Consider the following 14,505-nt stretch of genomic DNA (forward strand, 5'->3'; position numbering starts at 1 on the left):
ATGCCGAGCTCTACCGCAGCCAGTTTGCCCAGTAAGCAAGACGCGGGACGTGTGACGCAGCGCTAGGGCGCGAGCGTGTCAACGGGTGCAACGATGATGCCCTCGGGCGTCGTATGGACCGGCATGCCGAACCCGATGACGATGAGCTTGGCCGCGGGCGGTCTCTCGCCACGCTCGACAAGTTTGCGCTCAAGCCGAAGCAGGTTTGCAGATGCCTCGGGGATCTGCGGACTTCCGAGTTTTACTTCCACGGCAATCCAAGTTCCATCGCGCCTGTGTATAACGGCGTCGACCTCGAGATCGTCGGCGTCGTGGTAGTGGGACACCGATGAGTCATTTGCGGCTGCATAGACCTTAAGGTCGTGCAGGACGAGGGATTCGAAGAGCAGTCCCAGCGTCTTCGGGTCAGATGCCAATGACTCCGGATTTGCTCCGAGCAGCGCAACGGCAAGCGAAGGGTCGGCAAGGTGCCTTTTTGCGCTTTGCCGCAGCTTTACCGGCGACCTGAGCGCCGGATGCCAAGCCGGGATATCATCGATGATGTGTATTCTGCGCAAGGCATCCGTATAGCGCCGCAGCGTACTTCTCGATACATCACCGCCGAGGTCTTTCTCAAGAGACTTTTCGCCGGCAAGAGTGGATTCGTTGCGCGCAAGCGAAGACAGAAGAGCCCTGACTTTCTCCGGGTCACGCTTCACGCCGTCGACCCTCGAAACATCCGATTCGCAGACACCGTCGATGTAGGCAGCGGATATACGCATTGCATCGGCAGTCGTCTTGCCAACCGCCTGAGGCCAACCACCGCGACATAGCAATTCGGCGATATCGGCGATGCCGTTGATGGATCCAAGTGCCGCCTTGATGGGGCATCCGTTAAGCAGCGATTCGAGCGAGACCGCCCCTGAGGAAACCTCGAGTTCGGCCAGAGTCATTGTTTCCATGCGCAAGCGTGATATGCGCCCGATGCCGCTGTGCATCGGTTGGTCGGCATCGTTTGGCGTTGCTGACCCCGTAAGCAAAAACTGCCCTGGCTCACCGGTTCGACGATCGCATTCGAAACGTATTGCGTCCCACAGTTTTGGCTCTTCCTGCCACTCATCGATGAGTCTCGGCGTTGCGCCGACTATTGCTTGAGCTGGGTCGATCCTGGCAAGCTGCAGTGCGGCAAAGTCTCCGGCAGGGTCGGAGAGAGACAGCGATGATTCAGCGAATCGCTGGGCCGTAGTCGTCTTTCCGCACCACTTCGGTCCCTGAATGAGCACGGCACCAAAAATGCCAAGATCGCGTTCGATTGAGCGATCGATACATCTACTCATATACCTAGTCATCGTACTCCCCGCCATTCAAAGAAACATTTTGTTTTATAGCATCTTACCAGCGCGTAAAACATTTTGACGAAAAACCGTGACACAATTTGACGGTATTTCGTGAAACAAATTGACGGTATCATATGAAACAATTTGGCGGCGCTTTGTGAAACAGTTTTTCGGACATTTGTGAAACGCTCTGCGGCGGTTTCAATCCGAAGTACATACTGTTCGAAATCTGTCCAAAGATGTCGTCTGCGTCGCCAATCGACAGACGGTGGTTTACATCTGTCACGTTAGTACTAAGATATTCATCTAATAAATTGCATTAGTGGCTTTAGTTTTGGGGGAAACGAGGCAACGTGACTATGACGTGCTCTTTGGTGGTTAACAGCAAGAGCGGTAATACCAGGATGGTTTCGGGCGCGATCAAGCGCGCTCTGCAGGCTGCGGGTGTTGAGTTTGTCCATGCCGCGGCGTTGAGCGACGATGCGGATGCAGACCAGGTTGCGCTTGAGGCGCAGGGCGCCTGCGCGGCCGACACGGTGCTCGTCGGTTTTTGGTGCGACAAGGGCGCGTGCACGCCTTCGGTCGCGGCATTGCTCTCCGTCTTGCACGGCAAGCGCGTGTTCCTGTTTGGCACCTGCGGCTTTGGGGCCGACCAGAGCTACTATCAGCAGATTATCGACCGCGTAACTTCCAATTTGGCTGGAGATGCCGAGCTTGCGGGCTGGGCGATGTGCCAGGGCAAGATGGGCCCCGCGGTCAAGCAGCGCTATGAGGCCATGCTCGAGCAAGATCCCGACAACGCCCGATTTAAGATGCTGCTCGACAACTGGGTCGCCGCAAAGGATCACCCCACCAAGGAAGATCTGGACAACATGGCTGCAGCCGCCAAAAAGGCCGTGCTGGGGGAGTAGCTCCCATCGCTGACGGCGGTCGGTCCATCTTTCTAAATGAAACGTCCTCCCGGGCGTCGGGGCACGAAGTTCCCTGCTCTACAGTCCTGCGCAAGACGAAGGCCACATTAAGTGGCCTTCTTTGCGTGCGGAACTCGCGATGAACTTCGTGCCCCGCCGTCCGGGAGGACGCCTCTTTATTGATGGGAGGCCTGATAGGTCGATGGTTCCGTGCCCGGATGCGTCCAAAGTGGGACGGGCTTTCCGGATGGGCAGGCTTTCGAAAAATGCGTCCCGGAATTTGCCTTTGGAATGGGACGTAGTTTCCCGTTGAGGTGCTTTGCGGAAAGTGCATCCCACTCTGGGCGGTCGAAGTGGGACACACTTTCCCAAAGGCGCTCCAACGGGAAATTGGCCCTCAAAGTGGGACGCCGTTTCCCAATGAGGCTCAAGCGGAAAATGCATCCCGGAATTTGCGCTCAAAGTGGGATGCGGTTTCCGGTTGAGGGTCTAAGGGGAAAGTGCGTCCCAGAATCGACGCTTGAAATGGGATGCAGTTTCCCGATGAGGCACTCGACGGAAAATACATCCCAGAAATGGCCTTTGAGCTGGGATAAGATTTCCGCGGCATCTCGGATTCTCAAAAATGAGACACGCCGTTGGCGAAAATGAGACACGTGATATCGGGCATCGGATGTATCATTTGCAAAAATGAGTCCACTCCACTCGAATAAAGCGAGGTCCCTCATGTACGTTCCACACCCCCGTATCCGTAGGCTGTCGAAAATCCCGCTTGTTGGGACGGCGGCGCTTGCTGCGTTGATCGCCACGAGCGTCGCCTGCTTCACGGCCACGCCCCAGGTTGCCCAGGCGGCAGACGCGCCCGCAATCACCGATATGACCGAGCAGGATTATCAAGCCCTGGGTCTGGGCACGAGCGAGGACATTCCGGCCGATACCGTTGGCCCCTATTCCACTGATACCCCCACGACGTTTGCCACGCGCAGCGAGGTCTATATGGCAGCTAACGGTAGCCATGGCAATCGCTACACTCTGCGCGACAAGCTCGAGAACGTCGAGCGCGGTGACATTGGCGGCAGCAGCAAACTCACCGATGGCTATGGAAGTGTGTGGGGCGCCGCAAAGTTCTGGCAAAACGTCAACAACTTCGATACGAACAGCGATCTCTACAAGCATAGCGACTACGGTGGCGGCACCTGGTCGTACCTAAGCAACAATGAGTCCTCAACAGTACTCGCCAACGACAACAACGGTTTCTCGGGCATTCACGCCACGAGTGTTGAGTTCTGCAGCGACGCCAGCACGGGCAAAAAGAGCCGCGTTGCCGAGCTCCGTGCCTACGGCGACAGTTCCTCCACGACGATTGACGGCAAGTCATACGCCGGAAAGGTTGAGCTGGTCCTCTACTCGTTTAGCAACGGGCGTACGCGCACTCTCGACACACACCTGCCGGTGACGGTCAACACTAGTATGATGTACGAAGGCCGTTTTAAGTACCTGGATGCCGGTTACCTGCAAGAGCACGACGCCGTCTTTGATGTCGAGGCGGGCGATGTCGATGGCGACGGCGTCGACGAGCTTTTTGTCTACGCGGGCTGCTATGTCGACGAGAACGGCGTGCGCAAGGCTGTAGTCGACATGTATGACTTGGAGGGCGGCAACTGGAAGCAAAGCGTCGTCAAGATCGATGCCGGTAACGCCGCGGACTACACCACGCACAACAAGGGCGGGAACGACTCCTGGACGCAGCTTCAGTCAGCTCCTGTCGTTTCGCTAGCGGCCGGCGACCTCGATCGCGATTTTTGCGATGACCTCGCCATCGTGGTCTCGGCACCCTACGGCAAGAAGAATATTGATAAGTCGACGCATTGCGAGCTGTTTTCGTGGGATGCATCCAAGGGTGCGCTCGTCCATGTCGATGCTCTGGGCGACGCGGGCGCAATCTCCCTCTCCGCGAACGGCAAGACCATGGTCGCTGCGAACGCGACGTTCGGCACGTTTGCCGCCTACGATGAAGAAGGAAAGAAGACGGGTGAAACCGTCACGGGCCTTATTCTTGCGGGCTATGACTGGCAACGCAGCGCTTTTGATTACGGCGCTTCTGACGGCAGCAAGGGGCTGTACGGCGCGCTGTACCGCTACGCGTATTTTGACTCGGAGTCTGGCGAGTTCAAGCTTTCCGATTGCAAGGAATACAGAGACGGGCTCCTCGCCTCCTATGGGCTGATGCATGTGCCCAACAGCGCATGGAAGGATAGCGCTCAGGATAAGCGCTATCCGTGCACCTTGGCGCCTATTGCCCTTGCCACTGCCAACCTTGACGGCCTGTCCGAGCAGCTGGCGGTCGACGAGGTGCTCGTGGGCGGCGATGTGTTCCGCGACTTTGCCTGCAACACGGCACAGAGCGGGGCTCAGGGCTTGGGGTCCATGGTCGGAACCATGAGCATGAGCGGTCAGCAATACAACAGCAGCAACAAGCATGACCACAAGGGTATAGAGCAGGTGTGGATCAGCGACGTCAAGGCGGGCAGCGTCTCGGGTTCGGACCGCTATAACGAGAGCTTTATCGCCGTGGTGGGCAAGCACCGCGACGAGGACCTGCGCAAGAACGATGACTACTATTGGATGACCGCCTCGCATTTTTCGCTCGACGAGAACGGAAAGGTGCGCCGCGGCGAGGAGCAGGTGATTAGCGAGAGCAACCGTCGCGGCACTACCTACGGCACATTTATCTCGCTCGCGCTGCCCGATGTCGACAACGACAGCGTCAAGATCACGTACAAGGACCGCTACAAGGTCTATACCAACCCGCGCGTGCTTGCCGTGCTGCAGGATGCGCCCTATGTTGAGGATCTGGAGCAGGCATACGGCTATCTGGTGTTGGGCGGCACGTCATACGGAGAGGAAAAGGGCACGGGGACATCCCAGGGCTATACCATTGGCGCCGAGTTGGGCGTTGCCGTCGAGGTGCAGACCGGTCCGCCCCTGGTCGCGATGAATGCTTCAGTCGATTTTGCCGCCGAGGGATGCTATGACTACCGGAGCGAGCGCACGGTCAGCGCAAGCGTAAGCTATGAGTCGCATGCCGGCGAGGGTGACAAGGCCGTGCTCTACACGATTCCGATGGTCTATTACGAGTATGAGATCGAAAATGAGGAAACTGGTGGCAAGGGCGTGATGGCGGCGCCCGTGTCGCTCGGCGCGCAGACCTCGGTCGTTAATGTCGAGGCCTATGACCACATTGCCAAACAGCACAATATGACGCCGCTCAGCTACTTTTTGACCAACCGGTCGGGAGAACCCGGAACCTATCAAACGACGCTCAACGGCGAGACTCCCGTTGGGGATTCCTTTGGCCTGGGCAAGCCTGGCGTAACGCGCGCCTACACGCACGATGGGTTTAACGGCGCCGCCGCGCAGTCGGGGGCGAGCATTGAGCAGACCATCGAAGTCGAGGAGGGCAAGGAGCAGGAGCTCGAGCTCGGCTTGACGCTGAACGGCAGCGTTGTCATGGGCGCGAAGCTCGCAAAGCACGAGTTGTTTGGCGGCCTGTGCTTTGGTGCCAACGCCGGCTTTACTACGGGTAACTCCTCGAGTGAATCGACCGAATACGGCGGCACCGTCGACAACCTGCCCGAGGCCGCGCAGGGCAAGTACGGTTTTGTGTGGCGTCTGGGCGTCAACGCGGTGGATGTCGACAAGTTCGAGGCAGACTCGGGCGACAAGCTCGGCACCAAGGACACCGACCAGTTCTGGATCGTGGGCTATGACGTTAAGGACGTCGAGATGCCCGACGCGCCGGCCGTGACGGGCTTTACGGCAAACGCCGTCGATTCGACCAGCGTTACGTTTAACTGGGACGATGTGCTCACAAACAAGAGTGGCTTTAGCTACGGCGTGGGCATGCTGCAGAGCAATGCGGCGGATGCGGTCGTCAATAGCTGGAAGATTGCCGACAACACGCAGACCTCGCTCAAGTGGGATGGGCTGCAGCCCAATACGGAGTATCGATTCGCCATCGCCGCCGTTAAGAATGGATCCACGACTGAAACAGGTATTCGCTCGGCAATCATCACGGTCAAGACCATGCCCGATGGCATGACGATGACCGTGAGCGGACCTGCGGCGGATGCTGCGGAGGGGTCGGATCTTGGATACGACTCTTCGGTTGAGCGCGCGGCGGGAAGCCACCTGACGCTCTCGGCGATTGGCCATGTGAAGCAACTCGGTGCCGACGATAGCGAAACAGGGCTGGCACCGACCTATATGTGGTACCGCAAGGGCCGCGGCGAGACAGAGTTTAAGCTCGTGGGTGCCGATGGCAACCTCGCGGCTGGAACGGCCTCAAAGCTCGAGATTGACCTGACCGCAGACGATGACGGTGCGCAGTATTACTGCCACGTGGGATACAACGACGTGGGCCTCGACACCGGCACGACGCTCGTGAATATCGAGGCCGAGGAGACGGCGCTCACAACGGTGAACGCCACCCCGATCCGCACGCGCCGCCTGTTCTCACAGGCAAGTGCGGGCGCCAAGAAGTTCCTGGACCATACGCTGATAAACACCGCCGGCCCAACCGATTCCGAAGGCTCAAAGGACCCCGAGACTCCTGAGACCCCGACGAACCCGGACAAGCCCAAGTCCGACAACGGAGCTAAGACCGACACCAAGGTCAAGACTACGACCACAGCGAAGAACCTCGCAAACACCGGCGACCAAACATTCGCCCTAGTTGCCACCGCAGCAGCAGCGGGAGCAACGCTCGTAGTGATAGCCCTCATCATGCTGATCAAGCGCCGCAAGACCCACTAGTAGCCAGTCGAACATATCGACAACCCAAAAACCCGGGTAGCCAAAAACAGGCCACCCGGGTTTTCTGTTGAGTGGAGACTCCGCAAGCGGAAACTGCATCCCACAATTAGCGCCCGGAACGGGACACATTTTCCGTCAAGCCCTCATCCGGAAAATCCATCCCAGTTTGAGCGCCCAGACCGGGACGCACTTTCCCAACGAGCCTCAACCGGAAAATACATCCCGGAATCCAGCTGAATAGTGGGACACACTTTCCCAATCGGGTCCCAAGCGGAAACTGCATCCCATTCCAGACAAGAATTCCGGGACACACTTTCCGCAAACAAAGAAGGCCACATAACGTGGCCTTCGTCTTGCGCAGGACTGTCCGAGCAGGGAACCTTATATGCCTCCGCCTGGACAGACGTTTCAGTTGTGGCTCAGCAGCTAGCAGCTACTTGATCTTGGTCGTGCCCGGCGCCAGGTTGGGGTCGGTCTCGTTGGCCTCGGTCTGGAAGTGCTCGGTATACACGTTCTTGCCGTCGCGGAACATCTCGTAGTACTGCATCTTGGCGTAATCCTCGCGCGCCTTGGTGGCGGCTGCCGCTGCGGCGTCGTCACCGGTGACGTTGGAGGAGAGCGCCCAGCGCAGGCTGGCGTCCTCGTAGCCCACCGAGTTGATGGCGGGCAGCGACTTACGCAGCGTCATGTGCGCTTTCTGGTAGTCGGTCAGCGGTGCGCCGATCAGCTGCATCAGCTGGGTGGACAGGTAGTTGGTGGACAGGTCGTCGACCTTGCTCGTCTGGTCGCAGCCGGCAACGTCGTAGTTAGCCCAGATGATGTAGTCGGTCTGCCACAGGCGCTCCTGATGCGTGGCATCGTCCTCGCCGGTAAACCACTTGTCGTTGAACTTGGACGGGAAGAACGGCTGGTGATCGCCCCAGAACACCACGACCACCTTGCGGTCGAGCTTACTCAAGGCGTTAAGGAAGTAGCGCAGCGCCTGATCGGACTGCTCGATGCACGAGACGTACTCGTCGACATCGGACAGCGTACCGTCCTCGACGGTCTTGGTGTCCAGGTCGGTCGTGTCGATGTTGAGATGCATCTGCTTGTCGACCGGCAGCAGGCCCGTGTCGTAGCCCGAGTGGTTCTGCATGGTCACGTCGAAGATAAACTGCGGATCGGCGTTCTGGTCGAGCAACTCGAGAATCTTGTCGTAGGTAGCCTGGTCGGTCACCATGCCGCGCAGGGTGTCGGCTCCCTGGAAGTCGTTGATGGACAGGAACTGGTCAAAGCCAAAGTCCTTGTAGACGTTCTCGCGGTTCCAGTTGGTCGCGTGGTTGGGGTGCATGGCCGTGGTGGAATATCCGAGCGACTTGAACTGCTCTGCCAGATTCCCGGTCGTTTCCATGTTGTAGATGGTGTAGGGGTACACGCCCGAGCCCAGGTTGGCCATGGAGTTGCCGGTCATAAACTCAAACTCGGTATTGGCGGTACCGCCGCCGTAGGCGCTCACGTAGAGCTTGCCGCGGCTGAGACAGTTGGACAGGCTCTTAAAGTACTGCGGGCCCTCGTAGCCGGCGCGCATGTTCTGGTAGATGGATAGGTCCGAGAAGGTCTCGTTCATGATGGCGATGACCGTGGGCTTCTCGCTGTCGAACTGCTCCTTTGCGGCGGCGCGCTCGTCGCTCTTGGCGGCATCGGACTTGTCGTAGGCCTTGGCGTACTTCTTGAGCGTAGCCTTGGCATCGTCGACGGAGTAGTCGGCGGGTTTGGGCGGCTTGATGGACTGCGCCGCGCTAATGAAAGCGGGCAGGTAGCCCTCGCGCCAGTAGCTCTCGAGCGGGCGCCAGGTGTAGACGGTGATGCCGAGGGTGTTGTAGTAGTCGATAAGCGTGACGTGCGCGGTCACGCCGCCCAGGCACAGCACGGCGACGAGCAGGTTGGTGAGCAGCATGCGCTTGGCGTTGGCGGCGCCCTTCTGACGGTGCGGTGCCACCAGGCCGGCGTACTCGCATAGCAGCATGGCGATGGCGGTAAAGCCCATGGACAGCACGCAGAACAGCGAGATCGAGAAGGTGTAGCCGGTGCCGGCGACCGCAGCGGCGGTGGAGATGGCCGAAAGGTCGCCCGGCTGGATGGGCATGGATTTAAACGTGATGACGAAGAACTCGGCAATGCCCAGGACAAAAAGGGCAAAGGCCAGGACGGCGGGAGCTGCGCCGTGGCGCTGGAACAGGAAGAACAGGCCGGTCATGAGCACGGTGATGATGGCCCACTCGAGCAGGATGCACAGGGGGTAGACCCAGGTAAAGTCGTGGTTGGACGAGACCTCCATGCCCAGCAGCGCAAAAACGCCGGCGAGCAGCAGGCACAGGACGGCGGCGACGAGCGGTTTGCCCACAAAGGCGCCGCGCAGGCGGGCTAGCTTGCCGGTGGGGGCGGGGGCGTCGGGCTTGGCGAACGCAAAGACGCGCGGGGCGATGCGGTCGCGGGCGATGCTGGCCCAAGCGCAGCCGGTGAGGATGGCATTGGTCAGGATGAGCATCACAAAGGCGAGCGGCTCGTTTTGCGCGACGAGACCAATAGCGCCCCAAATGGTCAAAAAGACCTGGAACAGGCCGAAGGCGACGCTCCACCCAAGAGCGCTTTTGGCAACGGTGCCCGACTGAGCGCGAATGGCCTTGGCCTCGCGCAAGACAAGGTAGACGGTCGCCGCAAGACCGACGAGCGAGATGGCGGCAGCGAACATGCTGAGACTCCTCACAAACTAAAACGTACGAAAGCGGGGGTTTACCCGATTGTTACCAAGATATGCGCTGCAATTGGTGTCTGCGCACAACAACCAGCCATATTAACGCGCACGTGTGGCGGTGTGGCGCAATGTAGTGGCGACCTGCGCGATAATGGACGGGAATTACACGGAAACGTAAAGGCTTCTTAAAGAAATGGCGAGGATGAGGCGATGAGCGAACGGGCTTGTATGACGAGTGCGGGTGACGTGGATGCTGGCATGGACGCGGGCGGCTATCCGGTCGAGACCACGGGCAATGCGGTGTTGGACACGTTGGAGCACCGTTCCTCCACGCGTGCCTTCGCGCGTGATGACGACGACCGTCCCGTGGCGGTGACCGACGAGCAGCGGGCGGCAATTTTGCATGCGGCGAGTCGCGCGCCGTCGGCGGGCGCCATGATGATGTATTCCATCGTGAGCATTCGCGAGCAGGCTACGCTGGATCGTCTGGCCGACCTGTGCGATCACCAACCCATGATCGCCAAGGCGTCCTGGGCACTTATATTTGTAGTCGACTATGCCAAGTGGATCGATCTGTTTGAGCACGTGGGCTGCTTTGAGCCCGAGTTTGTAGAGCGTACGGGCAGGGCGCCCCGCCGCGCGCCGGGTCTGGGCGACTTTGCCATCGCGGCTCAGGATGCCGTGATCGCCGCGCAAAACGCCGTGGTTGCTGCCGAGGCCCTGGGGCTGGGGAGCTGCTATATCGGCGACATCGTCGAGAATGCCGAGGAAGTTGCCGAGCTGCTCGATCTGCCGCCCTATACCATGCCGCTATCGATGCTCATCATCGGCACGCCCCGTAAGGAGCGCCCGGCCATTGCACATCCCGTGGTGAACCTGGTGCACGAGGAGCGCTACTGCCGTGCGGACGACGCGACTATGGATGCGCAGGTGGCCGAGATGGATGCGATGTTTCGCCCGCACGCCCGCGAGGTGGGCGAGCGCGTGGTGGATATCTACACCCGCAAGCACACGAGCCCCTTTATGGCCGAGATGAGCCGCTCCATGGAGTGGTGGTTCAAAAACTGGCTCGGAAAATGACGAATGTGACAAGGGGATAGTCCCTTTGTCACATTTCATATCGCCGCGGTAGCCTAAAGACTGTATAAATCTTTATCTAGCTGGGAAAACAGTGCATTAAAACATGGGCCGATTACCTATAATCCCTTCGAACATTAAAGTTGGGAGGAAACCGGCTTATGGAACAAAAGGCCAAGGAGGCAGCCTCGCACGCTGCGATTCCTGTGAGCATCTCGGCGATGCTCGTCACGCTGGGCGTGGTGTACGGCGATATCGGCACCAGCCCCATGTATGTAACCAAGGCGCTCGTTGCCGGCAACGGCGGCATCGGAAGCGTCACGGAGGAGTTCGTGCTCGGCGCGCTCTCCCTTGTCGTGTGGACGGTCACGTTGCTGACCACCATCAAGTATGTGCTCATCTCGCTGCGCGCCGATAACCATGGTGAGGGCGGCATCTTTGCCCTGTACAGCCTGGTCAAGCGCTGCGGCAAGTGGCTTATCATCCCCGCCATGCTGGGTGGCGCCGCGCTGCTCGCCGACGGTATCCTGACGCCGGCCGTTACCGTTACCACGGCCATCGAGGGCCTGCGCACCATCCCGGCGGTCCATGCCGTGCTGGGCGATGACCAGGGCCGCGTCGTCGCCATTACGCTCGCCATCATCATCGTGCTCTTCTTGGTACAGCGCATCGGTACGGCCAAGATCGGTCACGCCTTTGGCCCCATCATGACGCTGTGGTTCCTGTTCCTGGGCGGCACGGGTCTTTTCTTTGTTTTCCAGCACCCCGCCGTGCTGCTGTGCCTCAACCCGGTGCGCGGCATCGCCTTTTTGCTGAGCCCCAACAACCACGCGGGCATCATGATTCTGGGCAGTTGCTTCCTCGCCACCACCGGTGCCGAGGCGCTCTACTCCGACATGGGCCACGTCGGCCGCGGCAACATCTACGCCACCTGGCCGTTCGTTAAGTGCTGCCTGCTGCTTTCCTATATGGGCCAGGGCGCGTGGCTTATGAACAACGCTGCCAACCCCGAGCTCATGGGCATTGCCGACCTCAACCCGTTCTACCAGATGCTCGCCCCGGGTCTGCGTCCCTTTGCCGTCGGCCTTTCCACCGTCGCGGCCATCATTGCCTCGCAGGCGCTCATCACCGGCGCGTTTTCGCTGGTGTCCGAGGCCAGCCGTCTGGACCTCATGCCGCACATGCAGGTCTTCTACCCTGCCGAGACCAAGGGCCAGCTCTACATCCCCATGGTCAACAACGTCATGCTTGTCGGCTGCGTCATCGTGGTGCTGCTGTTCCAGAACTCGGCGCATATGGAAGCCGCCTACGGCCTTGCCATTACGCTGACTATGATGTGCACGACGCTGCTGCTCTTCTTCTACCTGCACGAGGAGCGCAAGCTTAAGGTCGCGCCGTGGATCTTCGCGGCCTTCTTCCTTTTGCTCGAAGGCTTCTTCTTCGTGAGCTCGCTCACCAAGTTCTTCCACGGCGGTTACTTCACCATCCTCATGGCTGCACTCATCATGGGCATTATGGTGTGCTGGTACAACGGCACGGCGGTCGAGCAGCGCCAGTTTACGCTGCTGCCGCTGCGCAGCTACCTGCCGCAGCTCAAGCGCCTGCGCGATGACGATCGCTACGAGCGTCTGAGCGACAACATCGTGTACCTGACCAAGGACACCCATACCGACTACATCGACCGTGATATCGTCTACTCGATCTTGGACAAGCATCCCAAGCGCGCCCGCGCCTGGTGGTTCGTGAATGTCGAGACCATGGATGAGCCGCATACCTTTGCCTATTCGGTCGAGACGTTCGGCACCGACTACGTGTTCCGCGTGCATCTGTACCTGGGCTACAAGATCAACCAGCGCGTCAATGCCTACCTGCGCCAGGTCGTTCAGGACCTGGCTGCCACCGGCGAGCTGCCGCCGCAGACGCATGACTACTCGGTCTACAAGGATCCGGGTAACATCGGTACGTTCAAGTTCGTCCTGATCCGTAAGCTTCTGGCGCCCGAAAGCGATGTGGAGCCGAGCGAGCGTACGGCCATCACGCTCAAGTACATCATTCGTCGCGCCGCCGGCACGCCTGCACGCTGGTACGGCCTGGAGAACTCCAACGTGAGCTTTGAGTACGTGCCGCTGTTCACCAAGTTCAAGGCCGTGAACAAGATGCAGCGCCTGGCTCCCAACGAGCGCCCGTAGGCGCCGACAGTTGCATGGAGTTGGTTTTCGATGGACAAGATTGAGACCGGGGAGGCAAACATGGATGCAAAGATGTTTGATGGCCGCGAGGTGGTTGCCGAGCTGGTACGTGAGGCACGCGCCGACGCCGCCGAAGATCGGTTTTTGACGAACCGTGCCAACATGGATATGGCCGACCGCGTGATCTCGATCGTGGCGCTGGTATTTGGAGCGGTGTGCGTGTGTGCCCTGCTCGCGCACGTGCTGTTTGTCTAGCGACCGCCGGTTGCAAAGGCTATACACTTGGAACCACCACAAGGGAAACCACCACAAAGGTGCCTGTCCCTTTGTGGTGGTTTTTGTTTTTGAGAGAGGGGCGGGGCGCTGATGGACGTCCGTGCGGATGGCGATATTGCCGATAGCTTTTGGTGGCGGCGCACAACGCTGACGCGCCGCACTCCTCTGTATGACGCCTGCGTGTCGGTGGGGCTGCTGGTCGCGGCGACGATTGTGGGCGCGCTGCTCGACCATCCGGGTCTCGCGCCGAGCATCATGATCGTCTATGTGTTCGCCGTTCAGCTGTGCGCCTTCTTTACCTGGAGTCGCCTGTATTGCTTGCTGAGCTCGGCTGCCGCCGTGGCGCTCTACAACTTCTTGTTTGTCGACCCGCGCTACTCGCTGTCGCTTATCGACCGCGGCTATCCCGGCATGTTCTTCATCATGTTCGTGGTCTCGCTTGTGTCGAGCTCGATTGCGTTGGCCCTGCGCCGCGCCTTGGCGCAGGCCGCTGCCAGCGACCGCCGTACGCATATGGTGCTCGAGACCAACCGTATGCTGCAGCGGTGCGCCGATCAGCAGCAGATTGTCCATGCCATGGCAACGCAGCTGGCGCGTCTTTCGGGCTGTCCGGTCGTGTGGTACAGCGCCGACGCCGAGGGCGATGACCTGCTGCCGCGCGCGACTTACACGGCCGTGGGCGATGCCGCGCCGGTGCATGAACTGGCGCCGCAGATGCCGCCGCGGCTCTCGGCGTCCGCCTATGTGGGAACGCCGCTCGACGCCACGTTTGGCGGCTCGGCGTTTTATGGCATCTACCTGACGGTTCGCACAGGCGACGGCTTCGCGCGCTCGGGCGACCCCGCCTCGGTGGTGGGCGTGCTGGCTATCGTTGCCGAGCCCGACGTGCTGACGCACGAGGAGCGGACGCTTGCCGATGCCATCGTGAGCGAAGGCGAGCTGGCGCTCGATCGCGCCCGCGCCATGGAGGCCCGCGAGGAAGCGGCGGTGCTCGCCAAAAACGAACAACTGCGCGCCAACCTGCTGCGCTCCATCTCGCACGATCTGCGCACGCCGCTTACCAGTATTTCGGGTAATGCCGACGTGCTGCTCGACCAGGGCTCGACCGGCACCGCCGTGCTCGACGCCCAAACGCGCCGCGGCCTGCTCCTGTCCATTCGCTCGGATGCGCAATGGCTCAACGC

At 59.9% G+C, this 14,505-nt stretch carries 8 protein-coding genes; 6 read left to right on the forward strand and 2 right to left on the reverse strand.

The annotated features are described in order from the left end of the window. Positions 1–62: 62 nt before the first annotated feature. The gene (locus tag ABHR75_RS07020; protein WP_346963961.1) at positions 63–1,316 is read right to left on the reverse strand and encodes an ATP-binding protein; all 1,254 of its coding nucleotides are present in this window, start codon (positions 1,314–1,316) and stop codon (positions 63–65) included. Positions 1,317–1,675: 359 nt separating this feature from the next. Between ABHR75_RS07020 and bilS the strand changes: the two genes are divergently transcribed. Together bilS and ABHR75_RS07030 are read left to right on the forward strand one after the other, a co-directional pair. Further along, on the forward strand, positions 1,676–2,227 hold the full coding sequence (gene bilS / locus ABHR75_RS07025; protein ID WP_346963962.1) for a flavodoxin family protein BilS: 552 nt from the start codon (positions 1,676–1,678) through the stop codon (positions 2,225–2,227). A gap of 726 nt (positions 2,228–2,953) precedes the next feature. Next, on the forward strand, positions 2,954–7,042 hold the full coding sequence (locus tag ABHR75_RS07030; RefSeq protein WP_346963963.1) for a fibronectin type III domain-containing protein: 4,089 nt from the start codon (positions 2,954–2,956) through the stop codon (positions 7,040–7,042). A gap of 433 nt (positions 7,043–7,475) precedes the next feature. Here ABHR75_RS07030 and ABHR75_RS07035 read toward each other — a convergent pair whose 3' ends face one another. Beyond that, positions 7,476–9,776, reverse strand: a complete 2,301-nt coding sequence (locus tag ABHR75_RS07035; RefSeq protein WP_346963964.1) for an LTA synthase family protein — start codon at positions 9,774–9,776, stop codon at positions 7,476–7,478. A gap of 213 nt (positions 9,777–9,989) precedes the next feature. On the opposite strand from ABHR75_RS07035, the gene ABHR75_RS07040 reads away from it, so the two are divergent. The 4 genes from ABHR75_RS07040 to ABHR75_RS07055 all read left to right on the forward strand — a co-directional run. Next, positions 9,990–10,859, forward strand: coding sequence for a nitroreductase family protein (locus ABHR75_RS07040; RefSeq protein ID WP_346963965.1), 870 nt, complete (start codon positions 9,990–9,992; stop codon positions 10,857–10,859). 158 nt (positions 10,860–11,017) lie between these two features. Next, complete coding sequence (locus tag ABHR75_RS07045) at positions 11,018–13,045, forward strand: KUP/HAK/KT family potassium transporter (protein ID WP_195404557.1); 2,028 nt, start codon at positions 11,018–11,020, stop codon at positions 13,043–13,045. Between the two features lie 30 nt (positions 13,046–13,075). After that, positions 13,076–13,300, forward strand: a complete 225-nt coding sequence (locus tag ABHR75_RS07050) for a hypothetical protein (RefSeq protein ID WP_346963966.1) — start codon at positions 13,076–13,078, stop codon at positions 13,298–13,300. Positions 13,301–13,411: 111 nt separating this feature from the next. Beyond that, positions 13,412–14,505: DUF4118 domain-containing protein (locus tag ABHR75_RS07055; protein ID WP_346963967.1), on the forward strand; the 1,094-nt coding region annotated here is incomplete at its 3' end.

The organism is Collinsella aerofaciens (assembly GCF_039752955.1).
Taxonomy (GTDB): Bacteria; Actinomycetota; Coriobacteriia; order Coriobacteriales; family Coriobacteriaceae; genus Collinsella; species Collinsella aerofaciens_BI.

What these genes read in the sequence shown, in the direction of transcription:
- ABHR75_RS07050 (WP_346963966.1), top strand. Translation starts at nt 13,076, where the DNA reads ATGGACAAGATTGAGACCGGGGAGGCAAACATGGATGCAAAGATGTTT.
- ABHR75_RS07020 (WP_346963961.1), bottom strand. Translation starts at nt 1,316, where the DNA reads ATGAGTAGATGTATCGATCGCTCAATCGAACGCGATCTTGGCATTTTT.
- ABHR75_RS07030 (WP_346963963.1), top strand. Translation starts at nt 2,954, where the DNA reads ATGTACGTTCCACACCCCCGTATCCGTAGGCTGTCGAAAATCCCGCTT.
- ABHR75_RS07045 (WP_195404557.1), top strand. Translation starts at nt 11,018, where the DNA reads ATGGAACAAAAGGCCAAGGAGGCAGCCTCGCACGCTGCGATTCCTGTG.
- bilS (WP_346963962.1), top strand. Translation starts at nt 1,676, where the DNA reads ATGACGTGCTCTTTGGTGGTTAACAGCAAGAGCGGTAATACCAGGATG.
- ABHR75_RS07040 (WP_346963965.1), top strand. Translation starts at nt 9,990, where the DNA reads ATGAGCGAACGGGCTTGTATGACGAGTGCGGGTGACGTGGATGCTGGC.
- ABHR75_RS07035 (WP_346963964.1), bottom strand. Translation starts at nt 9,776, where the DNA reads ATGTTCGCTGCCGCCATCTCGCTCGTCGGTCTTGCGGCGACCGTCTAC.